Origin of the sequence: Streptomyces sp. NPDC059582 (assembly GCF_042735715.1) — a bacterium.
GTDB lineage: Bacteria > Actinomycetota > Actinomycetes > Streptomycetales > Streptomycetaceae > Streptomyces.
Window position 1 is genome coordinate 109,070 of the sequence record NZ_JBHWCC010000010.1, and the last position, 24,885, is coordinate 133,954.

Genomic DNA, 24,885 nt, shown 5'->3' on the forward strand with positions numbered 1-24,885 from the left:
CACGGCCGGCCGCGGTGACAGCACCACAGACCGGCGAGGCTGCGCACAACGGAGTGCGGAGCCGCGGGCCTGTCGCCACGTCCCCGTCCGCCCCGACGGGAAACCCGGCGACAGGCCCCTTCGCCCTGTCCGTCGATCGCCCGAGTCCCGCTGCCGCGTGACGCGGCCGCCCGAGTCCCGCCCGAGTCCCGCCCGAGCCCCCGCTACTGCGAGCGGTCCTCGAGATACCGCGTGTGCGACTCCTGCCGCCGCGCCTCCGTCTCCCGCAGCGCCGTGGCCAGCCGCTCCGCCTCCTCGTGCAACAGACCGAGCTGGCGCTCCAGATGCCGCTCCGGCGGCTCCTGCCCCGGCGCCAGCCGCGTCCACCACCGCGTCCGTACGAATGTGTCGACGGCCTCCGGGATGTCCTGCCGCACCGCCCGGGAGAGCGCGTGGACGCCCTCCGGATCCTGGGCGAGCACCTCGGTGACCCAGCCGGGGTCGAGCAGCGCGCTCAGCAGCTCGGTCAGCTCGGTCAGCCGCCCCCCGGCGGCCGGCGGCAGCTCGACGTCCGCGAGATACTCCCGCAGCCGCCCGAAGTCGACCCGCAGCTCGTCGAGTTGCACGGAAGGGTGCGGGAAGTCGGGCAGCGGCGGCCGCTCCGGCGGGGCGATCAGCGCGCCCGCGCCGTACAGACCCGCGACCACGACCGGCCAGTACGGGCCCGCCACCCCCGTGAAGGTCAGCACCACGCCGACGAGCCCGCAGGCCGCGCCCGCGATGTTCTTGCGGGACTCCAGATAGCCGAGGAACTTACTGGTAGCCACGGATCTCCTCGAAGGCGCCGTCCAGCGAGCCCTGCTGGGCGTCGAAGAGCCGGCCGCCGGTCAGGTCGGCGATGTGCTCCAGTTCCGCGCGGTCGGAGTCGCCGAAGAGGATGGGGAAGACGGGGATGTCCCGCCGCGCGTCGCCGAGGTTTCGGTAGAAGGCGTCGAAGTCACCGGCCTCGGCACCCGTGGTGTTCTCGCCGTCCGTCATCAGGACGATCGACGTGAAGGTGTCCTTGTCGGTGGCGAGATGGTCGTACGCCTTCTCCAGCGAGGTGTAGATCGCGGTCTCGCCGTCGGCGTCGAGGGCCTTGGTGTCCCGGCGGATCGCGGCGAGTCCGCTCCCCGGGTCGGACGGGCTGACCACATGGGTCCGCACGCTCTTCACCTCGGACCCGAACGGCATCAGCGTGACCTCCTCGCGCTCGCGGAAGTCGCCGGTGAGATCGGTCAGCGACTCCTTCAGCCGGGACAGCCGGTCACCCTCCATCGAGCCGGAGGTGTCGAGGACGTACACCGTCCGGGAGGGGCGGCGCAGCTCGTTCTCGTAGGCGTCGAGGAGCCCGTCGGCTACGGAACGACTGCCGGGGAAGGGCAGTTCGCGGCGCCGGGTGGTGTCCAGACCGGCCGCGGGCGGTACGGAGGCCACCACCGGGCGGCGGTGGGTGCGCTCGGTGATGAGCCGCTGTACGGCGTCGCTGCGCAGGGCGTCGCCCAGCCGGCGGACGTCCTCGCGGGTCGCCACGTCCGTGGACGCCAGCGAGGAGAGCGGGTAGTCGGCGGTGACGACCCCGTCGCGGGGGCGGATCACGGTGAGGCCCGGGATGCCCTTGAGGACGGACTCGTAGTTGAGCAGCGCGTCGACGTCACCGCGCCGGGTGTACGCGCTCGCCAGCCAGCCCGACGAGCCCGAGGTCAGCTTCTGCCCCGTGAAGAACTCCTTCAGCCGCGGGGTGGCCTTGGCGACGTCGGCGTCCGTGAGCGCCGACTGGGCGCCGGAGAGCGCGGAGGCGACCGAGATCAGGGTGGAGAAGCCGGAGTTGGAGCGGGCCGGGTCGGTCATGCCGTAGGTGAGCCGGCCGGCCGCCACGGCCTGCTCGACCTGGGTCCAGGTGACCTGTTCGGGCTGCCAGCCCAGGGTCTTGACCGTCTGCGTCTTCACCCCGAGGGCCACCGGGCTCGACATGACGGGGGTCTCCGAGACGACCTTCCTCGCCGCGTCGGGGCGCAGCCGCAGATAGTCGTTGGAGGACAGCCACAGCGCGTCGAACCTGCCGTCCGCCTTGCCCTTGGCGAGCAGGTCCACGGCGTCCAGGGTGCCCAGGTAGGTGGGGCGGACGGTGATGCCGGTGTCCTTGCGGATCTGCTCCAGGACGGGCGTCATGTCGCTCAGCTCGCTCGAGGCGAGGACGCGCAGGGTGCCCGGTTCGGCGGCGGCGGGATCCTTGTCGTCCTGCTTATGCGTGGAGCAGGCCGTCAGCAGCGCCAGCGCGGCGAGGGCGACGGCCAGGGAACGTCGTCTCATCCGAGACCACCCCCTTCCAGCGCCCCCTGCGACCGGCTGCGCTCCAGGTAGCTGCCGGCGTTCTGGAGCTCGGAGGTCAGGGACTCCACGGTCGCCGCCATCGCCTCGGTCGCCTGGACCTTGTAGGTGTCGATGGCGTCGAGGGTGCGGTAGATCTGCTGGAAGGCCGAACGGAGGGTCTCCGCGCCCACCGCCGGGTCGGCCGCGATCCGCTGGATCTCCCCGCTCTGGGTGGCGAGCATCTCCGCGTTGCCCCGGATCAGGTCCTCGGTCGTCCCGCGCAGGGCGTTGACCTGGTCGACCACCTTCTTCTGATGGTCGAGGGCGGAGGCCAGCATCACCGAGATGCGCAGCGCCGACACGGTGGTCGTGGCCGCCCGGTCGACGCCCTTGATCAGCTCCTCGTTGTTGCGGCGTACGACGTCCATGGCGAGGTAGCCCTGCGCGCACACCGCGAGCTGGGTCAGCAGGTCCTGCTGCTTCTGCCGGACCGGGAAGAGCACGTCCGCGCGCAGGGTGTCGCCCTGGGTGGGCTCCATCGCCTCCACGCCGGCGATGTGCTGCTCGACGGCCGTGTCCAGGGCCTGGGTCAGCACCACGTACTCCTGGAGCTTGCCCATGGTCTCCCACAGCCGGACCCGCTCGGTCTGCAACGCCGCGTTGTCACGCCGCAGTTCGTCCTGGCCGCCGCGCAGCGAACCCACGATCTTGTTGAGCGTGCCCTGCGCCGAGGCGTACTTGGCGACGTGGTCGCGCAGCTTGTTGCCGCCGGGCAGCCGGGACAGGAACTTGCGGCCCTTGTTCGCCGCCGCGTCACGCGGATCCAGGTCCTCGACCACGCGACGGAGTTCGACGAGCGAGCCCGCGACCTTCGACTGGGCGTCCCCGCCCTTGTCGGGCAGGCTGCGCACGGTGCGCTCCAGCATGCGGTTGGACTGCGCGGCCGCGGACCGCATCTCCCCGGCGCCCAGCGCGGTGATCTCGCCGACCTTGCCCGCGAACTCGGGCGATCGGGCGTCCAGGGCCGCCAGGCCCTCGACGTAGGCGACGGCCTTGGCGGCGATGTCCGTACGGACCTTGTCGTCGACGGGGACGAGCCCGCCGGCCTTCTCCCGCGGCACGGGCGCGACGGCCTCGGGCGGGGTGAGCGTGAAGTCGCCCTCACTGGTGGTCATCTGATGGTCCCCCGGTTCTATCCGCGTGCCCGGCGCGCCAGTTCGTGCAGCACCTTCGAGGTGGGCACGGGCGCCTGCCGGACACCGGTCAGTTGCTGCTTGAGATAGGCGGTGCGATCGGCGGTGGCCGCCGTGAACTCGGCGGTGTCGCCCTGCGGCCGGAATCCGTGCCGGACGGTCAGCTTGCGCAACACCGGGTCGCTGCCCAGCAGTTCGGCCAGTCCGCGGCCGTTCTCGGTGAGCGGTACGACGGTGTGGTCGCTGTTGACGGTGGTGTCCGGGTAGAGGACGACCAGGTCGTCGGGGTTGTGCTGTTCGTCGAGCAGGGCGGCGACCTGCGACTCGTAGACCAGGACGAGCGGGTTGCCGGCGCCGCTGACGAAGTCCCGGAAGGCCGCGTCGGTGCTGGACTGCTGGGCGCCCTGGACGCTGACCAGCTTGTGCAGCAGCGGTGCGGTGCGGTCGACGTCGGCGTCGCTCGCCACCACCCGGCCGCCGGCGGCCACGTAGGAGGCCGCTGCGAGGTAGAGGGCGCCGGAGTTGGAGGTCTCCGGGTCGGTGCTGGAGATGTAGAGGGTGCCGGTCAGCTCCCCGTACTTGGCGGCCCCCTTGAGCTGCTGCCAGGTCCGGTCGTCCCGGGCGGCGGCCAGGTACGCGGCCATCTTCAGGGTGCCGCGGTTCTTGGCGTCCAGCGTGGCGAGCCCGTTCCCGGCGAGCACCTCGGCGGCGCCGCGGTGGGCCACGACGACGAGGGGCGAGTAGAAGGGGCGGGGGAGGGTCCCCCGTACCTTGTACTTCGCGGCGAGTTCGGCGGCCGGCGCCTGGCTGGACGGGAAGGCGACGTCGTACCCCTTGAGGTCGAGGCCTTCCATGGCCCAGGACCCGGAGGTCTCCGTCTTCACGGTGTAGCCCTTGGCGGCGAGGGCCTTCACCACGTCGGGATCGGCGAAGAACTCCGCCTTCTCCGATCCGATCACCGTGCGCACGGTCTTCGTTGCCGTGCCCTTGTCCTCGTGTTCCCGGCCCGCGACGACGGCAGCCACCACTCCGCCGATCAACAGCACCGCGAGGACGATTCCTGCGATTCGTCTCACGCCGGGGACTGTGCTCGCGGAACCCCACGTTCCTGGGTGAGGCGGGTGAACGGGGGGTGAAGGGGCGATCCCGGTATGCAACGGGAACGGAAGATTCCGAGGAGAGGGCGCGAGAGGCGGCGCGGGGGAGACCGGAGGGGGCGTTCATGGCGCCCGGTCCGCGCGTCGCTGCGGGTGCACGCGGACCGGGGCCGTTCGGGGGACCGGGGCCTGTCGGGGGCCCGGTGAGGGGGCGTCAGCCGGTGGCGGTCAGCTCCGGCAGCTCCGCCAGCGCGGCGGCGTGCGCGTCCATGCGCTCGGCCGCCAGGATCGCCGCCGCCGTGTCGGCGCGGGAGGCGGCGACGACGAGAGCGCGGCCCGCGAGCGCGTGCGCCCGCTGGTGTCCTGCCGTCTGCTGGGCCGCGTCGCCCAAGGCGGTCACCGTGGCGCGGGCCGGCGCGCGTCCTCCGCGCAGCCGGGCCACCTGCTGCGCGAGCCGTTCGGCCGCGGTGTCCAGCTCGGCCGAGGGGGCCGAGCCGCGCAGTTCGTCCGTGACGGTGAGCAGTGCCGCGAGATGGCCCGCGAGCTGGATGTCCAGCTCCTCCTCGCGGGAGCGGTGCGGGAAGTCGGAGGTGCTGCCGGCCATCGTGCTGTGGACCGACTTGCTGCGGATCGGTTCGTACATGGGATGGCCTCCTCAGTGACAGGAAACCATCCTAGCTTAGATTTCGTCTAAAGTTGAGCGCTTCACAAAAGTGGTCCGGCTGTCCACGCGGCGTGAGCGTCAGGGCTGGCTGTAGCCGTCCAGGAAGGTGCCGATCCGGCCCATCGCGTCCCGCAGATCCCCGACCGACGGCAGGGTCACCACCCGGAAGTGGTCCGGCTCGGGCCAGTTGAAGCCGGTGCCCTGGACGACCATGATCTTCTCGCTGCGCAGCAGGTCGAGCACCATCCGCCGGTCGTCCTTGATCTTGAACACCTTGGGGTCGAGGCGGGGGAACAGATACAGCGCCCCCTTCGGCCGCACACAGGTCACGCCCGGGATCTGGGTCAGCAGCTCGTAGGCCGTGTCCAGCTGCTCCTTCAGGCGCCCGCCCGGCAGCACCAGGTCGCCGATCGTCTGGCGTCCGCTGAGCGCGGCGACCACGCCGTGCTGGCCCGGCATGTTCGCGCACAGGCGCATGTTCGCCAGGATCGTCAGACCCTCGATGTAGGAGTCGGCGTGGGCGCGCGGGCCGGAGATCGACATCCAGCCGACGCGGTAGCCGGCGACCCGGTACGCCTTCGACATGCCGTTGAAGGTGAGTGTGAGCAGGTCGGGCGCGACCGCGGCGGTCGGGGTGTGGGTGGCGCCGTCGTAGAGGATCTTGTCGTAGATCTCGTCCGAGCAGACCAGCAGGTTGTGCCGACGGGCGATGTCGGTGAGCCCCTTGAGCATCGCCTCGTCGTACACCGCGCCCGTCGGGTTGTTCGGGTTGATGATGACGATCGCCTTGGTGCGGTCGGTGACGTTCCGCTCCACGTCCGCGAGGTCGGGCATCCAGTCGGACTGCTCGTCGCAGCGGTAGTGCACGGCGGTGCCGCCGGAGAGGGAGACGGCAGCGGTCCACAGGGGGTAGTCGGGGGCCGGGACGAGGACCTCGTCGCCGTCGTCCAGCAGGCCCTGCATGGCCATCACGATCAGCTCGGAGACACCGTTGCCGATGTAGACGTGCTCGACGTCCGTCTCGATGCCGAGGGTCTGGTTGTGCATGACGACGGCCCGGCGGGCCGCCAGCAGGCCCTTCGCGTCGCCGTACCCGTGCGCCGACGAGACGTTGCGGAGGATGTCCTCCAGGATCTCGGGCGGGCACTCGAAGCCGAACGCGGCCGGGTTGCCGGTGTTCAGCTTGAGAATGCGGTGCCCGGCCGCCTCCAGCCGCATCGCCTCCTCGAGCACCGGGCCCCGGATCTCGTAACAGACGTTGGCGAGCTTGGTCGACTGGATCACCTGCATGTCCGCGAGCTTACGGCTCGGTAACGCCTCATGGGTCGTGTTTTCCACCACGTGAGACGCGGCGGTTTGTGCGGATATCGTCCGGCGGCTGTCCCGGCGGCCCCACCGTCCCTACAATCCGCGATCATGTCCAGCTCATCTCCGCAGCGGCACGGGGCGCACGCCGCGAACGCCGCACACGCCGCGAACGCCGCACACGCCGCGAACGCCGCGCACGACCCGGCCGGTGCTCCCGACGCCCGCCCCGGCGCGGGGTCCCCGGCGCACCCGAACGTGTACCGACCGCAGGCGGCGGCGACCCCGGCGTACGACGAGTACGCCGATCCCGCGGCCGCGCACGGCTGGACGAACTCCTACGACGAGACGCGCGAGCTGCCCGCGGTGGTGGTCGACGCCGGACGGCTCGGGGCCGCCGGGGCCGGGGCGTCCGGGACGTCCGGGAAAGCACAGGAGTCCGGGGAGTCCTCCGGTCCCGGCCGGCGTGCCCGGCGGAAGCAGACGGCGGCCCGCAGACGGCGGCCCGCGATCGTCGCCGGTGCCGTCGGGGTCGTGTCCGTCGCCGCGGTCCTCGCCGGGTTCTCCTTCTCCGGGTCCTCGCCGGGCGGCGCGCGGGGCGAGCGGGACCGTACGGCGGGGGAGTCCGCGGCGCCCGCGGACACGGTCCCCGAGGAGGACGCCGAACGGGTGACGGCGACGGTACCGGTGGCCCCCGCCGTGACGACCGGCCCCCCGGCCGCCCGTGCCCCGTCCCCCTCCGGCACGCCCGCCGCACCCTCCTTGACTCCGTCGAAGAGTGCCCCGGCAGCCCCGGACGGGACCGCTGAGCCTTCGGCCACCCCCTCCACCGCCGGTACGACGGCCGCCGCCGTCCCCCCGACCCCCACCGCGAGCGCCTCGGCCTCGGGCGGCTCCGGCGGGGGATATGGGCACGGCCACGGGCACGGCCACTGGCACGGTGGCTGAGCCGGGTGGCGGCCCGGCGCGTCCGCCGGATCCGGCCAGCCCCCGGCCGGAAAGGGCTCCTTGCTCACCCACCCCTCTGCAATCACAATGCGCATGACAAAACAGTGGCGACCGGGAAGACCTCCGGTCGCCTCCGTCGCAAGAGGGGACCCCCACATGAGAAAGCCTCTCGTCGCCGCACTCTTCGCCCTGGTGATCGCCGGGGCGGGCGCGGCACCCGCGGCCGCCGCGCCCGCACCGGAGGCGCCCGCGCCGGTGTCCGCGGCCGTATCCGTATCCGTATCCGCGAGGAGCGCCGACAGTCCGGCGCCGGCCGAAGCCCCCACGCTCCGGGCCGTCACCTTCGCGGGCACCGTCTCGCTCAGCAACTGCTCCGGCTCCGTGATCCGCTTCCCGAACTCCGCGACCACCGACCCGGCGCTGGTGCTCTCCAACGGCCACTGCCTGGAGACCGGCTTCCCGGAGCCCGGCGAGGTGATCGTCGGCCAGGCGTCCAGCCGCACCTTCGGACTGCTCAACTCCGCGGGCACCCGGGTGGCGACCCTGCGCGCCAGTAAGGTCGCCTACTCGACGATGACGGACACGGACGTCACGATCTACCAGCTCACCAGCACCTACGCGCAGATCCAGAGCTCGTACGGCATCAGCCCGCTCACCGTCGCCGACACGCACCCGGTCGCCGGGACCGCCATCACGGTCGTCTCCGGGTACTGGAAGCGGACCTACGCCTGCAACATCGACGGGTTCGTCTACCGCATCAAGGAGGGCGCCTGGACCTGGAAGGACTCGGTCCGCTACACCTCCGCCTGCCAGACCATCGGCGGCACCTCGGGCTCCCCGGTCGTCGACAACGCCACCGGCAAGGTGGTCGCCGTCAACAACACGGGCAACGAGGACGGCGGCAGGTGCACGGAGAACAACCCCTGCGAGGTCGACGCTAACGGCAACGTGACCGTCCGCGAGGGCATCAACTACGCGCAGGAGATCTACCAGATCCCGGCGTGCTTCACGACCGGCAACAAGCTCAACCTGAGCGCGAGCGGCTGCACCCTGCCCAAGCCGTAGCGGCGGCCGGCGGGTGAACGGCGGGCGGTCACCGGGGAGTCCTGCGGACCGCCCGTCCCGCCAGCACGTCCGTGCGGCGCCCGTCCTCGATCACGAAGCGGCCGTCGACCAGGACGTGCGGGATGCCCGTCGGCAGGGTGCGCGGGGCGTCGTACGTCGAGCCCGCCGCCACCGTGGCCGGGTCGAACAGCACCAGGTCGGCCCGGTAGCCCTCGCGGACCAGCCCGCGGTCCGGCAGGCGCAGCCGGGCCGCCGGGCGTCCGGTGAGGTGGGCGACGCAGTCCTCCAGCGACAGCACGCCCAACTCCCGCACGTACCGGCCGAGATAGTGCGGGAAGGTGCCGTAGGCGCGCGGGTGCGGCTTGGTGCCCTGGAGGATGCCGTCCGAGCCGCCGGTGTGCACGCGGTGCCGCATGATCGTCCGGACGTTCTCCTCGTGCCCCACGTGCTGGAGGATCGTCGAGCCGAGCCGGTCCGCGAGCAGCAGATGGCGGGCGGTGGTCCAGGGCGCCTCGCCGCGCTGTCGCGCCGACCCCAGGACCGTACGGCCGACGAAGTCGCCCAGCGCCGGATCGGTGACGCCCGAGATCTCGATCGTGTCCCAGTCGACGGGCACGCCGTGGCAGCCGTCCGCGCCGGTGACCTCCAGGTCCAGGCGGATGCGCTCGGCGGTCGGCTCGTCGCTCAGCCGCCGCAGGATCTCCTGCGGGCCGCCCTCGCTCGCCCAGCTCGGCAGGAGCGCCACCAGGGTCGTGCAGCCGGGGGTGTAGGGGTAGGTGTCGAGGGTGATGTCGGCGCCCGCGGCCAGCGCCTCGTCCAGCAGCGCCAGCAGCTCGGGCGCGCGGCCCTTGTTCACGCCGAAGTTCATGGTGGCGTGGGCGAGGTGCAGCGCGCAGCCGGCCTCACGGGTCAGCGCCACCATCTCCGCGTACGCCTCCAGCGCGCCCGCCCCGTAGGAGCGGTGGTGCGGGCAGTAGTAGCCGCCGTAGTGGGCCACCACCCGGCACAGTTCGGTGAGTTCGGCGTCCGGGGCGTACATCCCGGGGGTGTAGGTGAGCCCGGAGGAGAGGCCGACGGCGCCCTGCTCCAGGCCCTCCGCGACCAGCTGCCGCATCCGGTCCAGCTCCGCGGGTGTCGCCTCCCGGTCCTCCCAGCCGACGGCGAGCGCGCGGACCGTGCCCTGGGGGACCAGATAGGCCGCGTTCACGGCGATCCCGCGGTCCAGCCGGTCGAGGTACTCGCCCACCGAACGCCAGTCGAGGTCGAGGTCGTCGCCGTAGCCGTTCCAGCCGGTGATCGCGCGGCGCACCCCGTCGAGCGTGCGGTCGTCGACCGGCGCGTACGACAGGCCGTCCTGCCCGAGGACTTCGAGCGTGACGCCCTGCGCGGCCTTCGCGCTGTGGTCGGGATCGCGCAGCAGCGCCAGGTCGCTGTGGGCGTGCATGTCGATGAAGCCGGGGGACAGGACAAGCCCCTCGGCATCCACTTCCCTTGCCGCGCGGGGGCGTTGGCAGCCCGCCGCCGCGGCCTCCTTGACGATCGAGACGATCCTGCCGTCGGTCACGACCACGTCGGCGCGGTACGCGTCCGCGCCGGTGCCGTCCACGACGTCCGCGTCCCGGATGACGAGGTTCTCCACGCCGGCTCCCCTCCTCAGAAGAACGTGCGGATGTAGTCGACGACCGTGCCGTCCGCCTGGGCGAGGGGGATCAGCTGCCACTTGTCGAAGGACGTGCACGGGTGGGACAGGCCCAGTCCGAGCCAGTCGCCGACCTCGAGATCCGCCCCGGGCGCGGTCCGCAGCCACGCGTGCTGGTCGGAGAGGGCGGTGACCTCGACACCGGTGGCCGGCCGCTCGACGCCGTTCCGGCGGACCGCCTGGGCGATGGGCAGGTCGAGGTCGTAGGCCGCGTCGCGCTTGCCCGCGTTGACGAAGGCCTGCTCGGCCGACGGACGGGAGACCACCTGGGTCCACAGCCGGAACGCGGGCTCCAGCGCGCCTTCCTCGGGGACCCGGTTGAAGGGGGTCAGCTCGCGGTAGTGGCCGTCGTCGTGCGAGACGTACGCGCCCGAACGCAGCAGCTTCAGCACCGGCACGGAGAGGCCGGGGAGCTCGGCGAACACATCGGCCACCGCGTCGAACCAGGCGCTGCCGCCCGCGCTGACGACGACCTCGTCCACGCCGGAGAAACGCCTCGCCTCGTCGAAGTCGACGGCCAGGGCGACCAGACGGCGCAGCCAGGCGCGCACCCGCTCCGGGGTCGCCCGCGGGACCTCGCCCTCGTAGCCCGCCACCCCGACCAGGCGCAGGGCCGGTTCGGCCGCCACCGCGTCGGCGACCGCCGCGCACTCCGCCTCGGTGCGCACACCGGTGCGCGCGCCCTCGCCGGCCGCCAGCTCCACCACTACGTCCACCGGCCGCGCCGTCCCCGCGAGCGCCTCGCCCATCAGCTCGACCCCGCGCACGGAGTCGACGTAACAGACGAACCGGAAGTCCGGGTCGGCGGTCAGCTCGGCGGCGATCCAGCGCAGCGCCGCCGGGTCCACCAGCTCGTTGGCGAGGAAGACCCGCGCGACGCCGAACGCCCGCGCCACCCGCACCTGGTGCGGCACCGCCAGGGTGATGCCCCAGGCGCCCCGCTCGGTCTGCCGACGGAAGAGCTGGGGTGCCATGGAGGTCTTGCCGTGCGGTGCGAAGGCGAGGCCGTGCCGGGCCGCGTAGGTCTCCATGAGCGTCAGGTTGTGCTCCAGGCGCTCGGCGGAGAGGGCCAGGACCGGGGTGGTGAATCCGTCGGTGAAGAGGTTGCGGCGCTGGGCGGCCAGCTCGCCGACGGTCAGTCCGTCGGCGTCCGGCGGGAGGCCCTTGAAGCGGTGGTCGACGCGTTCCTCGGCCAGGCGGGCGAGCGCCTCGGTGCTCATGGAGCCTCCTGATCTGGTGTGTTGCATTATGTGCAACGTCCATTGCGTATATCGCTTACTGCTGTCTAACATCTCGGCCAACGCGGGGTCAACGGAGCCACCGAACCCCCGAACCGAGGAGTGACGACGATCGTGGCCGCCACCGGACCCTGCAATGCCCCCGACGTCGTTGACGTCGTAGCGCTCGGCGAGTCCATGGTCACGTTCCTGCCCTCCCGGCCCGGCCGCCTCGCCGACGTCCCCTCCTTCGACCGCGCCATCGGCGGCGCCGAGTCGAACGTGGCCTGTGTGCTGGCGGCCGCCGGCCATTCCGCGCGCTGGGTCAGCCGGGTCGGCGCCGACGGGTTCGGCGACCACCTGGTCGAGGCGATCGGCTCCTACGGCGTCGACGTCACGTCCGTACGGCGGGACCCGGCCCGCCCGACCGGCATCTACTTCCGCACCGCCGGGGACCGGGCGACCGACGCGCACGAGGTGGCGTACTACCGGGCCGGTTCCGCGGCCTCGGCGATGTCCGCCGACAACGTCGACCTGGACACCGTCCGCGCCTGCCGCCTCCTGCACCTGTCCGGCATCACCGCCGCCCTGTCCGACGACTGCCTCGGCCTGCTGCGCGAGCTGACCGTCCGCCCGCGCGCCGACGGAGGCCCGCTCGTCTCCTTCGACGTCAACCACCGGCCCGGACTGTGGCGCGACCCCGCCGGGCCCCACGTGCTGCTGGAGCTGGCCCGCGGCGCCGACCTCGTGTTCGTCGGCGAGGACGAGGCCCGCGAGGTGTGGGCGCTGGAAGGCCCCGACGCCGTCCGGGCCGCGCTCCCCGAGCCCGGGATCCTGGTCGTCAAGCAGGGCGACGGCGGGGCGACCGTGTTCGACCGGACGGACGTCACCTTCGTCCCCGCGCTGCGCGTCGACGTGGTGGCCGCCGTCGGCGCCGGCGACGCCTTCGCCGCCGGTTTCCTGTCCGCCACCCTGCGCGGGCTCCCCGTCCGCGACCGCCTCCGCCACGGCCACCTCATGGCCGCCGCCGCGCTCACCGTCCCCGGCGACCTCGCCACACCGCCTTCCCGCGACCACGCCGACCGGCTGGCGGCCCTCGACGACCGGACGTGGGAGACACTTCGACTCGGCCCCGGCTGGACCGACCAGGACGTCCGCCGGGCCCCGGAGGAGGTACGCACCCCATGAGCCAGACCGTCGACCGCGCGCTGAGCATCCTGCCGCTGCTCGCGGAGGGCCCCGCCGATCTCGGGCAGGTCGCCGACCGGCTCGGCGTCCACAAGTCCACCGCCCTGCGCCTGCTGCGCACCCTCCACGAACACGGCCTGGTCTACCGCCAGTCCGACCAGCGCTACCGGCTCGGCGCCCGCCTCTTCGCCCTCGCCCAGGAGGCGATGGAGAACCTCGACATCCGCGAGATCGCCCACCCCCACCTGGTACGGCTGAACGAGCAGTGCGGACACACCGTGCACCTCGCGGTGTACGAGGAGAGCGAGGTCCTCTACATCGACAAGGTGGAGAGCCGCTACCCCGTGCGCATGTACTCGCGGATCGGCAAGCCGGTGGCCATCACCGTCGCCGCGGTGGCGAAACTGCTGCTCGCCGACCTCCCCGAGGCCGAGCGCCGCGCGCTCGCCGAGAAGCTCGACTACCCCCTGTACACGGCCCGTTCCACCCCCAACGCCCTCGCCTTCGCGCGGGAGCTGGAGAAGGTGCGCGAACAGGGCTGGGCCACCGACCTCGGTGGCCACGAGGAGTCCATCAACTGCGTCGCGGCCCCCATCCGCGGCGCCGACGGCCGCGTGGTCGCGGCGATGTCCGTCTCCGCGCCGAACGTCGTCGTCACCGCCGACGAACTCCTCACCCTGCTCCCGCTGGTGCGCCGTACGGCGGACGCCATCAGCGGCGAGTACTCCGGCAGGACGCCAGTAAAGGACCCCGTATGACCGACAAGATCGCCCTCACCCCGAAGACCCACACCACCCCGCCGGCGAAGTTCTCGCACGGCGTCCGGAAGGGCAACATCCTCCAGGTCGCCGGCCAGGTCGGCTTCCTCCCCGCCGAGGAGGGCAAGCCCCCCACGCCCGCCGGCCCCACCCTGCGCGAACAGACCCTCCAGACCCTCGCCAACGTCAAGGCGATCCTGGAGGAGGGCGGCTCGGGCTGGGACGACGCGATGATGATCCGCGTCTATCTGACCGACGTCGAGCACTTCGCCGAGATGAACGCGATCTACAACGCGTACTTCGAGGAGCAGGGACTCACCCAGCCGCCCGCCGCCCGCACGACGGTCTACGTCGGACTGCCGGCCGGCCTCCTCGTCGAGATCGACGTCCTCGCCGTCCTGAGCTGACGCCCACGCACCACCCGCACCTCGTACGCCCTCACGGCGCGGCGCCCCCCGGTCCTCACCGGGGCGCCGCGCCGCGATCCCCCCTGCCCGAAAGCACTGTGGACCTACGAGACAGAGGCTCCCCATGTCCCATCCGCTCGCCGCCACCGCACCCGCCGAGACGCCACCCCACACCGGAGGCCTGCTCCTCCTCCTCGACGGCACCGCGGGACTGCTCACCGTCGCCGCCATCGGTATCGCGCTCCTGCTCTTCCTGATCATCAAGGTGCGGCTCCAGCCCTTCGTCGCCCTCCTCGCCGTCTCCATAACCGTCGGCCTGCTCTCCGGCCTGTCGGTCACCGAACTCTTCGGCACGGTGCAGCGCTCGGACGCCGTCTCGACCATCGAGTCCGGCATGGGCGGCATCCTCGGGCACGTCGCCGTCATCATCGGCCTCGGTACGATGCTCGGCGCGATCCTCGAAGTCAGCGGCGGAGCCGAGGTGTTGGCGTCCCGGCTGCTGAACCTCTTCGGCGAGCGGCGGGCACCGCTCGCCATGGGCCTCACCGGCCTGATCTTCGGCATCCCGGTCTTCTTCGACGTCGGCATCTTCGTCCTCGCGCCGATCGTGTACGCGGCCGCCAAGCGCTCCGGCAAGTCGATCCTGCTCTACTGCCTGCCGCTGCTCGCGGGACTGTCGATGACCCACGCGTTCCTGCCGCCGCACCCCGGCCCGGTGGCCGCCGCCGGCCTGCTGCACGTACAGCTCGGCTGGGTCATCCTCATGGGTATCGTCTGCGGCATCCCCGCCGTCCTCGCCGCCTGGGCCTACTCCGCCTGGATCGGCCGGCGCATCTTCGTCGCCGTACCGCAGGACATGGTCGAGGCGGCCGAGGAGGCGAAGCGCGCGGTCCTCGACGAGCAGCGCGCGGCGGGCGTCGAGCCGCGGGAGGCGCCGGTGGCGCTGGGCACGGTCCTCGGCATCATCGGCACTCCGCTGATCCTGATCCTGGCGGCCACCTTCTCCTCGATCGCGCTCGACCCGTCCACCGGCCGTTCGGTCATCGAGTTCTTCGGCCACCCGTTCGTGGCCCTCACCATCGCGCTGCTCCTCGCCTACTACCTGCTCGGCCTGCGCCGCGGCTGGTCCCGCAAGTCGCTGGAGACCGTCTCGACCGCGTCCCTCAAGCCGGTCGGGAACATCCTGCTGGTGGTGGGCGCGGGCGGGGTGTTCGGCGCCGTGCTGAAGGCGAGCGGTGTGGCCCAGGCGCTGTCGGACACCTTCAACGACGTCGGCCTGCCGGTGATCTTCCTGTCCTACCTGATCTCGGTCGTCCTGCGGGTCGCCCAGGGCTCGGCGACGGTCGCGATCGTGACGACGGCGGGCATCGTCGCGCCGCTGCTCGCCGAAGGGGACCACTCCCAGGCCTTCGTCGCCCTCGTCATCATGGCCATCTCGGCGGGCTCCATCTTCGCCTCGCACGTGAACGACGGCGGCTTCTGGATGGTGTCCAAGTATTTCGGGATCAGCGAGCGGGACACGTTGAAGACGTGGACCGTGCTGGAGACGGTGCTGTCGGTGGCGGGGTTCGCCGTGGCCGCCGTCTTGAGCATCTTCGTATAACGAAGTTGGGGGCTGGCTGTGTCCGGCACAGGATCGTCGACCATACTGCCCGCTGTGGAGCAGCGCATAGGTTCGAGCAGCCAGCCCCTGGAGGGCGAGCCCCTGAAGGGCGCCGGATTCGACCCGGCCTTCATCCCCGGGCTCACGTCACCCGTGTCCACCGAGCCGTCGGACGCCGAGCCGTCGGACGCCGAGCAGGCCACGGACACCGAGAAGGCCGGGGCGGTCTCCGAGGAGGAGTCCGCCCCGGACGGGGCGGTGACTCCCGACGAGGAGACCGCCGTTGAGGAGACCGCCGAAGAAGCGGCCCCCGACGGCCCCGTCTTCGAGGCGTCCGACCGCCGGGCGAGGATCGTCGCCGACGCCACGGGCGTCCGTCTGAGCCTGGACGACCAGGCGTGCGAGTTCCGTTGGGACGAGATCGGCGCGGTCGAGACCGAGACCGCCCGCTTCGGCAAGCGGTTCACCGTCACGGTGCACACGCCTGACCGCCGCTGGTTCCCGATCGAGATCGAGGCGACGGCCAGGTCGCGCTTTCCGGAGTGGGAGTCACAGCTGGACGCGGTCCTCGACGCCTACTTCGACGACGAAGAGGGCGAAGGGGACGAGGAGGCCGCCTCGGCCGCCGGGACGGCCGATGTCGAGACGGCCGATGTCGAGACGGCCGATGGCGAGACGGCCGCGGCCGAGTCCCCCGCGGCCGAGACCGCTGCGACCGCCGGGGCCGAGGATGAGGCCTCCGCGTCCGGCGACGACGACGCCAAGAACGACCAGTCCGCCGCGTCGAAGTCCTGAACGAGCCGGCGAGGTCCGCCGTGACTCCCCGCGCCCCTCACAGGGCGCGGGGAACCACGCGACCAGCCACGGACGGCCCGCGGGTCGGTCACCGCGCTTCCGGTGGAGCGCTCAGCCGCAGTACTGCGCTTCCTTCCCGATCGACCGGTACATGCAGTCCGCGTTCTCCAGCAGTTGGAGCACCGCGTCCCGGTTGCGTGAGGTCTCTCGCTCGATCACCTCGTCGGGCGGGTAGAAGCCACCCCCGGAACTGGACGTCGGGTACATCTCGAAGGTGAAGTCGAAGATCTTCTGACTGCCCCAGAGGTAGTCGTCGATCGAACCGTCGGTGATGTACAGGTCGCTGGACTGCTCAGCCGTGTAGCCGTTGCTGGCGGCCATCTTCCGGCCGACGGCCTTGAACGCGGCGGCGTCGTCCGCCGTCATCCCGGTGGCCGTGTCGGAGTACGTGTACCCGAACGGCCACAGCACCAGTTCGCTGTACGTGTGGAAGTCGATCCCGGCGGTGATCTGCTGCTTCCCGCCGACGACCCGGCTGCGGACGAAGTCGGCGACGACCTTCACCTCGGGCGCGGACTCCGCCGACGCGCCGCGGTAGGTCTCCGAGGAGGCCGACCCCGACGAACCGCCGCAGCAGCCCCATTTGTAGTTCCAGTTGCGGTTGAGGTCCGTACCGACGTACGAAGAACCGGAGTTGGGCTGCCGGTTCTTGCGCCACGAGCGGTAGGAGCCGGTCGCGATGTCGTACTCGCCGCCGTCCGGGTTGAGGTCCGGCACGATCCAGATCTCGCGGTTGTTCACCATGTCGGTGATCCGGGAGTCGGAGCCGTAGCCCGCGCCGAGCTCGCGCAGCAGGTACAGCGCCATCTCCACCGTCAGGTGTTCGCGCGCGTGCTGGTGGAAGGTGAGGATCACCTCCGGCTCGGACTCGTCGGTGGCCACGTTGTCGCTGACCTTCACGGCGACGATGTCCCGGCCCTGGTACGACTTCCCGATCACACGCCTGCTCATGATGCCCGGGTAGGCGGCCAGCCGCTGGTCGATCTCCGCGGCGGTCTCGGCGTAGTTGTGGTACTTCGAGTCGGCGGAGGGGAAGTCGAAGAGCCGGATGTCGTCGGCGCCGGACGAGCGGTCGGGGGCCGAGCCCAGCGGCGAGACCTCGTAGCCCTGTCGCCGCAGCCTGCTGATCTGGTCCGCGCGGCCGGAGACGACCACGGTCTCCTCGTCGGCCTCGTCCACGCTCACACCGGCCGCCGCGATGGCGGTGCGGGTGACGGGGGTGCTGTGGTCGACGTGGATCTCGTACTGGCGGATGTCGTCGGCGGCGGGGGCCGTCCTGCGGGCGCTGTCGGCGGTGGCGTCGGTGGTGGTCGCCGCCACGGGCGCCGCGAGCGCGAGGGCCATGAGGGTGGCCAGGGCGGCGCCGCGTCTGCCGTTGCGGGCACCTGATCCGCGGATGCGAAGTCGCATGAAATCTCCTTGGTTCTCCAGGGATTCCGGGAGTCACCGGAAGTGGGGGGGAGTGGAGCTGGGGGGTGGTTCGGTGCGACGTACTGGTGCGGGTGTGCCGCTCATCGTCTGCTCATGTCATGAGCCGGTCAAGGCTGGGCCGAGAGTCGGTGGCGCGAACCAGCCGGATGGACCAAGGACCGGGGGCGCGAACCGGCCGGATGGACAAAGAACCGGGGGCGCGAACCAACTGGACGGACAAAGAACCGGTGGCGCGAACCAGTCGGAATGGGCCGCGCAGTGTACGCGTGGCCGGACCCGGCGGCTCGGTCCTCGGCAAAGTGCACCCGGGCGTGTGATCGGCGCATGCATATATGTGAGCCGCGGGAGGAGAGTGAGAGGTCCGCGCCAGGAGAGTTTCCCGTGATCAGCCAGTCCCGCAGGGGTGGGAGGGCCGCGGATCCGGAGCGGATCGCCGTCCGGTTGACCGCCCGGCGCCGGTACCACCCATGCACCTGTCGACCAGGGGGACCCATGAGCAGCACCCGGACCGGCATCGCCCCGGGGCCGTTCGACCACCGTATGGCGGTCTTCGGCTCGGACGACGACTTCGTCGCCGCCGCCCTGCCCTTCCTCGCCGAAGGCCTCGCCGCCCCGGGCGAACCACCGCCGGTGGCCATCGCCGCCCCCGGCAACCTGGAAGCCCTGCGCGACGCCCTCGGCGCCGACGCGAAGGACATCGGTTTCATCGAGCACACCGACTGGTACACCGGCTCCGCCGCCAACGCGGTGGCGCAGGGCGCCGGTTACCTCGCCGAGCAGGCCGGACCCGGCGGCCGCGTCCACCTCGTGATGGAGCCCGTGTGGGGCGGCCGGGCCGGCCGCTCGGTGCGCGAGAGCGCCGAGTGGATCCGCTACGAGGCCCTCGCCAACCTCCTCTTCGCGCCGATGGCGACGACCGTCCTGTGCGCCTACGACACCCGCACCGCCGGTCCCGCCGTCGTCGCCGAGGCCCGCCGCGCCCACCCCGACACCGAGGTCTACGAGGACCCGTTCCGGCTCGCGGCCGAGCTGGACTCCGTACCGCTGCCGCCGCCCGGGCCGGACGCGCGGCGGCTGACCGGAGGCGTCGCCAAGGACGCCGTACGCGCCTGGGCGAACGCCCGCGGACTGCCCCTGGCGGACGCGGAACTCTTCGCCGAGGCCGTCACCGAGGCCGCCGCCCTGGGGCCGGTCACCGGCGCCCTGCTGTGGGGCGAGGCTCCCGTCTGCGTCGCGGAACTGAGCCTGGCCCGCAGGATCGACGACCCGTTGGCCGGCTTCGTGCCGCCGCCGGCCGCCGAACTCGAACCCGGCCAGGGGCTGTGGTTCGCCCGGCAGGTGTGCGCCTACGTCGACGTGCGCGACGGCGACGGCCGGTCGACCGTGCGCCTCCAGTACGCCTAGGGCCGTACGCCCCGGTATACCTGGCACCGTGCGCCTCCGGTACGCCCAGGACCGCGCGCCTTCAGTGCGTCCGGGCCCGCGGGCCCTCTTGCCCGAAGCGCGTCCTTGCGGTTTCTTGACCGTCATGACGGACACCACGGGAGACCCCACAGACACCGAGGCACCATCCGGCACGAACCGTACCCCCCGCGCGTCGAGTTGGCGGCACATCGGCCCCGGAATCGTGGTCGCCGCGACCGGCGTCGGCGCCGGTGACCTGGTGGCCACGCTCATCGCGGGCAGCAACTTCGGCTACACCCTCCTGTGGGCGGCGATCGTCGGCTGCCTGGTGAAGATCTCGCTCGCCGAGGCGGCGGGCCGCTGGCATCTGTCCACCGGCCGCACCCTCTTCGACGGCTGGGCGAGTCTGGGCCGCTGGACCACGTGGTTCTTCGCGGTCTACGCCGTGATCTGGGGCTTCGTCTACGGCGCGGCCGCGATGTCGTCGAGCGCCCTGCCGCTCCAGGCACTGTTCCCGGACGTGATGCGCCTGGAGTGGTGGGGGATCGCCTGCGGACTCGTGGGCCTGGTCTTCGTCTGGTTCAACAAGTACGTGGTCTTCGAGAAGGTCATGACCGTCCTGGTGGGCGTCATGTTCGTGGTCACCGTGTACCTGGCGATCCGGGTCACCCCGAACATCCCGGACGCCCTCGCCGGACTCCTCCCCGTCCTGCCCGACGAGAAGGACTCGATCCTCAACACACTGGGCCTGATCGGCGGAGTCGGCGGCACCATCACCCTCGCCGCGTACGGCTACTGGATCAACGCCAAGGGCTGGACCGACTCGGGCTGGATGAAGATCATGCGCCTCGACAACCGGGTCGCCTACGCCACGACCGGCATCTTCGTGGTGGCCATGCTCTTCGTCGGCGCGGAACTGCTGCACTCGGCGAACGTGGCCATCGCGAGCGGCGACAAGGGACTCGTCCAGCTCGGCGACATCCTGGAGGCGGAGTACGGCACCGCGACGGCGAAGTTCTTCCTGATCGGCTTCTTCGCCACCTCCTTCACCTCCCTGATCGGCGTCTGGCACGGAGTGAGCCTGATGTTCGCCGACTTCGTGGCCCGCTACCGGGACCGTGGCGAGCTGACGGGTGAGAAGGTCGCCTCGGGCGGCCGGGAGAGGTCCTGGGCCTTCCGCGCCTACCTGCTGTGGCTGACCTTCCCGCCCATCGTGCTCCTCTTCCAGGGCCAGCCCTTCCGCCTGGTGATCCTCTACGGCGTGCTGGGCGCGGCCTTCCTGCCCTTCCTGGCGCTGACCCTGGCCTGGCTGCTCAACTCCGCCCGCACCCCTCCCGAGTGGCGCAACGGATGGGTGAGCAACGGGATGCTCGCGGTGGCCGGGCTGCTGTTCCTGGTGCTCTGCGTGCAGCAGATCCGGGACCAGCCGTGGGCGGAGTTCTTCTAGCGGTCACCGATCCGTGCCGGTCACTGGAACCACTGCGGGCTGAGGGCGATCCTCCGGAGCTGCTTCATCGTCAGGGCGGGCGTCTCGCGGGTGGCGGCGGTGTTCTGCGCGCCGGAGTTGAAAGCGCCGATCACCACCCGACGGCCGTCGGGCCGCATGGTGTCCACGGTCCACATCACGACCCCCGAGCCGCCCTTCTCGCCGGGGCCCTGGTGGGTCGCGACCAGGGTGCCGTCGGGCAGGGTCTGCGAGCCACTGCCGAAGAGGTCGCCGACCGCGTCCTGCATGCCGAACTGCACATTGACCTGGACGTAGCTGCGGCCCTTGCCGTCGTCGAGGACGAGATAGACGAAGGAGGTGTTTTCGGCGCTCTTCGCCACCACCTTCACCCCCTTGGGCAGCAGACCGGTGAAGGTCTTCAGGAGCGGCTTGCCGGGGTCCGCCGGGGAGCTGGGCGGCGCGGCGGGTGCGGGGAGCCCGTCGACGACCGCTCGCCACTCCCGCGCGGCGGCCAGCTTCACCAGCGCCTGCGGGGACAGCGTAGGTGTGGGGCGGGTGACGGGCGCGCCCTTCTCGGCGGCCGCGTTCCACTCCTGCACGGACACGTGCCCCCCGGTCGGCGTGACGAGGTCGGCGGTCCACCTCCTCGTGTCCACGCGCTTGTCGGGGTACTCGTACCCCTGCATGACCATGACCACGGATCCGTCCGGGAGTCGCGTCGTCGTGCACGCGTCGTACGGGATGAAGATCTTGTCCGGGCACTGGACCGTCTCCCGCGCCTCGTCGCTGCCCGGCGGGACCCTGTTCAGGCTGACCTCGATGGTCGAGGCGCCCTTGCCGTCGTCGTGGACGACGTGCGCGTACGGCGAGGCGGGCAGCTCGTTCGCGCCCCGCCACCGCCGGTCGCTCAACTCGCCCTCGGGGAGCAGCTTCTCGAACGTACGGATCATGTCGTCGGCGGACACCGGGCCGGGGGCGACGGTCTTGGCCGCGGTCGGGTCGGCGGCCACCGATGACGGCCGCGGGGCGGTCTCCCCGCTCCCCGGCACGATCAGCGCGACACCCACGCCCACGAGCGCGACGCCTGCCGCACCTCCCATGACGGCGCTCCGGCGCAGCAGTTGCCGTCGCCGGCCGCGCACGGCGCCGCGGGCGGTGAGCGCGGCCCGGTCGGTGTCGAAGGTTCCGCCGGTCTCGTGGAGGGCGGCGGACAGCCGTTCCTCGAACGGGTCGGCGTGAAGGTCACCGGACGCGTCGCTGTACTGGTCTGCGGGCATGACGAACCACCGTTTCCGCGAGATCTGGGGTGGGTGATGGAGATGTGGGATGAGGGGTGAGGGGTGACGGTCGGAAGGGTCAGGACCGGGCGTACTCGCCGATGTCCTCGCCGAGAAGCTCCCGCAGCCGGGCCAGGGCCCGTACACACCGGGTGCGCACCGCCGCGGAGCTGGCGTTCATGGCGTCGGCGGTCTCCTCGATCGAGCGGTCCTCCCAGTAGCGCAGGACGACCACGGCCCGGTCCTTCACGGGCAGCCGGCCGAGCGCCGACATCAGGGTGAGCCGCAGGGAGGGGTCGGTGGAGCGGGCCGCCCGCTCGGGCACGACGTCCACGGCGCGCTCGGTGCTGCTACGGCGCCGCTGGTGGGCCAGGAACGTGCGGGTGAGGACGGTCTGCGCGTAGGCGGCGGGGTTGCCGACCCGGGAGACCCGGCCCCAGCGGACGTAGAGCCGCCCGAGGGTCTCCTGCACCAGGTCCTCGGCGAGGTGGGTGTCACCGGCGGTGAGCAGACACGCGGACCGGTACAGATGTCCCACGCGTGCCGCAGCGAACTCGGCGTACTCGTCCGCGTGGACCTGCCTCATGGGCTCCCCCTGTCCTCGGCGCCCCCGACCGGGGCCGCCCTCACCTCATTGATGCGGTGAGGTACGGGGAATGTTTCAGACGCGGCGCACGGCCCGCTGAGATCCGGCTCACAGTACGGGCACAGGGGCCGGTAGGTTGCCGCGGGGAGCACCCCGACGCAGCCGGACACGCGAGGGCCGACGCATGAGAGCCGACGCATGAATACCGACGCATGAGGACCGACACATGAGGACCGACGTATGACCACCGACCCGACGGACCAGCCCACACCGGCACCGCTGCCGGCACCGCCGTCCCAGGGAGGCCCCCCGTCGCCCCCGCCCCCGCCCGCGTACGCTCCGGCGGGGTTCGGACCGCCGCCCCCGCAGTACGCCTTCGCGCGCCGCCGGCCCAGTCCGCGCCCGTGGGGCCGGAGTTCCTCGCCGTCGACAAGAACAACTCGATCGTCATCGACGCGTCGGGCGTGGCCTTCGAGGCCTACGGCGTGGACGTCGACTTCCCCTGGCCGGAGATCCGCAGCGTCCACTACCAGGCCGGCCCCAACGGCAAGGTCCTGATGGTCGCCGTCATCCCGCTCGACGGCAGGGTCTACGAGTGCGTGGTCGACGCGAAGAACCGGGACCGGCTGCACGAATGGTTCGCGCAACTGGCCCCGGTCCTCGGGTACTACCGGCCGTTGGGATGACCCACCGGACGTACGCCCGTCACGGCAGCGCGTGCACGTGCGGCCCCACCGCGTTCGACCACGCGTTGCCCGCCGACGCGTCCCAGTTCGTCGACCAGGTCATCGCACCCCGCAGGTCGGGGTAGGTCCGCGACGGCTTGAAGCTGCCGCACCCGGTCCCCTTGGCCAGGCAGTCCAGGGCGTTGTTCACCACGGTCGGCGACACGTACCCGCTGCCCGCGCCGCTCGTCGAGGCCGGCAGCCCGAGTCCCACCTGGGAGGGGGAGAGGCCGCCCTCCAGCTGGATGCAGGCGAGGGCGGTCAGGAAGTCCACCGACCCCTGGCTGTACACCTTGCCGTCGCAGCCCAGCATCGAACCGCTGTTGTAGTACTGCATGTTGACGACCGTCAGGATGTCCTTGATGTTCAGCGCGGTCTGGAAGTACGTGTTCGACGTCGACTGCATGTCGATGGTCTGCGGAGCCATCGTGATGACCAGCGACGAGCCCGCCTTCCCCGACAGTGACCGCAGCGCCTGGGACATGTAGGTCGCGTTGAGGCCGTTCTCCAGGTCGATGTCGACGCCGTCGAAGCCGTACGTCTGCATGAGGGAGTAGACCGAGTTGGCGAAGTTCGCCGCCGACGTCGGATCGCTCACCGACACCGTGCCGTTCTGGCCGCCGACCGAGACGATGACCTTCTTCCCGGCCGCCTGCTTCGCCCTGATGTCGGCCTTGAACTGGTCGACGGTGTAGCCGCCGAGGCCCGCCGAGTCCAGGTTGAACGTCACCGCGCCCGGTGTCGTCGTCGCGTCCGCGAACGCCACCGCGATGATGTCGTACTGGGCGGGTACGGCCGAGATCTTCTGGACCGCGGCCCCGTTGTTGAAGTTCTGCCAGTAGCCGGTGACGGCGTGCTTGGGCACCGTGCCGCCTCCGCCGCCGGTCGGGGCGGTCGTCGCCGTCACGGTCGCCGACTTCGGTGACTCGCCCGCCGCGTTCGTCGCGGTGACCTGGAAGGAGTACGAGGTGGCCGCCGCGAGCCCGGTCACGGTCGCCGAGGTGCCGGTCACCGCGGTGACCTTCGTGCCGCTGCGGTAGACGTTGTAGCCCGTCGCGCCGGAGACGGTGTTCCAGGCGAGGGAGACGGACGAGGACGTCGTGCCGGACACCGCCAGGCCGCCCGGCGCGGACGGGACGGTGGGGGCCGGGTCGCCGCCTCCGCCGCCGTCGGGGCCGTAGACCGAGACGTCGTCGGCGTAGTAGGGCGCCTGGCCGTACCAGCCGTGCGTGTACACCGTCACCGAGGTCGTGGCGGAGCCGGTCGTGAACGTCGTCGTCAGCTGCTTCCAGGACGCCGAGTCCGGCGTCCACGTCGACACGTCCGTGGTGCCCGTCCCGGTCGCGCCGAGGTAGGCGTAGCCGCCCTGCACCCACGCGCTCAGCGTGTACGTCGAATTGGGCTTGACGGCGACCGTCTGGGTGCACTTGGCGTTGTCCTGCCCGGCCGGCGTCGCCTTCAGCGCGGCCGAGCCGCCGTGCACCGGGGAGGAGACGGTGGCGCCGCTGCCGGCCGAACAGGTCCAGCTGGACAGTCCGGACTCGTAACCGGCGTTCTTGACGTTGTTGATGTCGGCCGCCGAGGCGGGGCCCGTCGTGCCCAGGGTCAGGGCGAGGGCGGCCGTGGCGGTGGCCGCCCAGAGGCGGGTGCGTCTGGGCAGGGCTGGTGCGCGGTCCACTGGGGCC

22 protein-coding genes are annotated in these 24,885 nt (G+C 71.7%); 10 read left to right on the top strand and 12 right to left on the bottom strand.

Going from position 1 to position 24,885, the window contains the following annotated elements:
* Positions 1 to 203: 203 nt before the first annotated feature.
* The 6 genes from ACFV0T_RS11995 to ACFV0T_RS12020 form a co-directional block, all read right to left on the bottom strand.
* Positions 204 to 806, bottom strand: coding sequence for a hypothetical protein (locus tag ACFV0T_RS11995; RefSeq protein ID WP_385777200.1), 603 nt, complete (start codon positions 804 to 806; stop codon positions 204 to 206).
* Complete coding sequence (locus ACFV0T_RS12000) at positions 793 to 2,331, bottom strand: substrate-binding domain-containing protein (RefSeq protein WP_385777202.1); 1,539 nt, start codon at positions 2,329 to 2,331, stop codon at positions 793 to 795. The genes ACFV0T_RS11995 and ACFV0T_RS12000 overlap by 14 nt, the downstream gene beginning before the upstream one ends.
* Positions 2,328 to 3,506, bottom strand: a complete 1,179-nt coding sequence (locus tag ACFV0T_RS12005; RefSeq protein ID WP_385777204.1) for a toxic anion resistance protein — start codon at positions 3,504 to 3,506, stop codon at positions 2,328 to 2,330. The genes ACFV0T_RS12000 and ACFV0T_RS12005 overlap by 4 nt, the downstream gene beginning before the upstream one ends.
* A 17-nt stretch (positions 3,507 to 3,523) precedes the next feature.
* On the bottom strand, positions 3,524 to 4,600 hold the full coding sequence (locus ACFV0T_RS12010) for a substrate-binding domain-containing protein (RefSeq protein ID WP_385777206.1): 1,077 nt from the start codon (positions 4,598 to 4,600) through the stop codon (positions 3,524 to 3,526).
* Between the two features lie 235 nt (positions 4,601 to 4,835).
* Positions 4,836 to 5,264: a hypothetical protein gene (locus ACFV0T_RS12015; RefSeq protein WP_385777208.1), complete on the bottom strand. Its 429-nt coding sequence runs from the start codon at positions 5,262 to 5,264 to the stop codon at positions 4,836 to 4,838.
* Between the two features lie 99 nt (positions 5,265 to 5,363).
* Entirely contained in the window at positions 5,364 to 6,575 is a 1,212-nt protein-coding gene (locus ACFV0T_RS12020; protein ID WP_385777210.1) for a pyridoxal phosphate-dependent aminotransferase, read from the bottom strand.
* 126 nt (positions 6,576 to 6,701) lie between these two features.
* Between ACFV0T_RS12020 and ACFV0T_RS12025 the strand changes: the two genes are divergently transcribed.
* Both ACFV0T_RS12025 and ACFV0T_RS12030 read left to right on the top strand, forming a co-directional pair.
* Positions 6,702 to 7,538: a hypothetical protein gene (locus ACFV0T_RS12025; RefSeq protein WP_385777212.1), complete on the top strand. Its 837-nt coding sequence runs from the start codon at positions 6,702 to 6,704 to the stop codon at positions 7,536 to 7,538.
* A 156-nt stretch (positions 7,539 to 7,694) separates the two neighbouring features.
* The gene (locus ACFV0T_RS12030; protein WP_385777214.1) at positions 7,695 to 8,603 is read left to right on the top strand and encodes a serine protease; all 909 of its coding nucleotides are present in this window, start codon (positions 7,695 to 7,697) and stop codon (positions 8,601 to 8,603) included.
* 28 nt (positions 8,604 to 8,631) lie between these two features.
* Here the strand turns inward: ACFV0T_RS12030 and ACFV0T_RS12035 are convergent, their stop codons facing one another.
* The gene (locus ACFV0T_RS12035) at positions 8,632 to 10,242 is read right to left on the bottom strand and encodes an amidohydrolase family protein (protein ID WP_385777216.1); all 1,611 of its coding nucleotides are present in this window, start codon (positions 10,240 to 10,242) and stop codon (positions 8,632 to 8,634) included.
* A 14-nt stretch (positions 10,243 to 10,256) separates the two neighbouring features.
* The gene (locus ACFV0T_RS12040) at positions 10,257 to 11,522 is read right to left on the bottom strand and encodes an amino acid deaminase (protein ID WP_385777218.1); all 1,266 of its coding nucleotides are present in this window, start codon (positions 11,520 to 11,522) and stop codon (positions 10,257 to 10,259) included.
* Positions 11,523 to 11,654: 132 nt separating this feature from the next.
* Between ACFV0T_RS12040 and ACFV0T_RS12045 the strand changes: the two genes are divergently transcribed.
* The 5 genes from ACFV0T_RS12045 to ACFV0T_RS12065 all read left to right on the top strand — a co-directional run bounded on the left by ACFV0T_RS12045 (position 11,655) and on the right by ACFV0T_RS12065 (position 16,270).
* A complete protein-coding gene (locus ACFV0T_RS12045; RefSeq protein ID WP_385777220.1) occupies positions 11,655 to 12,707 on the top strand; it encodes a sugar kinase in 1,053 nt (350 codons plus the stop codon).
* The gene (locus ACFV0T_RS12050; RefSeq protein ID WP_385777222.1) at positions 12,704 to 13,465 is read left to right on the top strand and encodes an IclR family transcriptional regulator; all 762 of its coding nucleotides are present in this window, start codon (positions 12,704 to 12,706) and stop codon (positions 13,463 to 13,465) included. Before ACFV0T_RS12045 ends, ACFV0T_RS12050 begins: the two co-directional genes overlap by 4 nt.
* Positions 13,462 to 13,872 (top strand): RidA family protein, encoded by a 411-nt coding sequence (locus tag ACFV0T_RS12055; protein ID WP_385777224.1) that lies wholly within the window; start codon positions 13,462 to 13,464, stop codon positions 13,870 to 13,872. The genes ACFV0T_RS12050 and ACFV0T_RS12055 overlap by 4 nt, the downstream gene beginning before the upstream one ends.
* Positions 13,873 to 13,996: 124 nt before the next feature.
* Positions 13,997 to 15,475 (top strand): GntP family permease, encoded by a 1,479-nt coding sequence (locus tag ACFV0T_RS12060; protein ID WP_385777227.1) that lies wholly within the window; start codon positions 13,997 to 13,999, stop codon positions 15,473 to 15,475.
* Positions 15,476 to 15,529: 54 nt separating this feature from the next.
* Positions 15,530 to 16,270, top strand: coding sequence for a hypothetical protein (locus ACFV0T_RS12065; RefSeq protein WP_385777229.1), 741 nt, complete (start codon positions 15,530 to 15,532; stop codon positions 16,268 to 16,270).
* A 111-nt stretch (positions 16,271 to 16,381) separates the two neighbouring features.
* Here the strand turns inward: ACFV0T_RS12065 and ACFV0T_RS12070 are convergent, their stop codons facing one another.
* Entirely contained in the window at positions 16,382 to 17,740 is a 1,359-nt protein-coding gene (locus ACFV0T_RS12070; RefSeq protein WP_385777230.1) for a M14 family metallopeptidase, read from the bottom strand.
* A gap of 513 nt (positions 17,741 to 18,253) precedes the next feature.
* On the opposite strand from ACFV0T_RS12070, the gene ACFV0T_RS12075 reads away from it, so the two are divergent.
* Positions 18,254 to 19,165 (top strand): anti-sigma factor RsbA family regulatory protein, encoded by a 912-nt coding sequence (locus tag ACFV0T_RS12075; protein WP_385777231.1) that lies wholly within the window; start codon positions 18,254 to 18,256, stop codon positions 19,163 to 19,165.
* 124 nt (positions 19,166 to 19,289) lie between these two features.
* Entirely contained in the window at positions 19,290 to 20,612 is a 1,323-nt protein-coding gene (locus ACFV0T_RS12080) for an Nramp family divalent metal transporter (protein ID WP_385777233.1), read from the top strand.
* A 20-nt stretch (positions 20,613 to 20,632) separates the two neighbouring features.
* On the opposite strand, the gene ACFV0T_RS12085 is transcribed toward ACFV0T_RS12080, so the two are convergent.
* Entirely contained in the window at positions 20,633 to 21,889 is a 1,257-nt protein-coding gene (locus ACFV0T_RS12085; RefSeq protein ID WP_385777235.1) for a hypothetical protein, read from the bottom strand.
* Between the two features lie 79 nt (positions 21,890 to 21,968).
* Positions 21,969 to 22,475, bottom strand: coding sequence for a SigE family RNA polymerase sigma factor (locus ACFV0T_RS12090; protein WP_385777237.1), 507 nt, complete (start codon positions 22,473 to 22,475; stop codon positions 21,969 to 21,971).
* Positions 22,476 to 22,879: 404 nt separating this feature from the next.
* Between ACFV0T_RS12090 and ACFV0T_RS12095 the strand changes: the two genes are divergently transcribed.
* Entirely contained in the window at positions 22,880 to 23,161 is a 282-nt protein-coding gene (locus ACFV0T_RS12095; protein ID WP_385777239.1) for a hypothetical protein, read from the top strand.
* 19 nt (positions 23,162 to 23,180) lie between these two features.
* On the opposite strand, the gene ACFV0T_RS12100 is transcribed toward ACFV0T_RS12095, so the two are convergent.
* The gene (locus ACFV0T_RS12100; RefSeq protein ID WP_385777241.1) at positions 23,181 to 24,878 is read right to left on the bottom strand and encodes a chitinase; all 1,698 of its coding nucleotides are present in this window, start codon (positions 24,876 to 24,878) and stop codon (positions 23,181 to 23,183) included.
* Positions 24,879 to 24,885 lie beyond the last annotated feature (7 nt).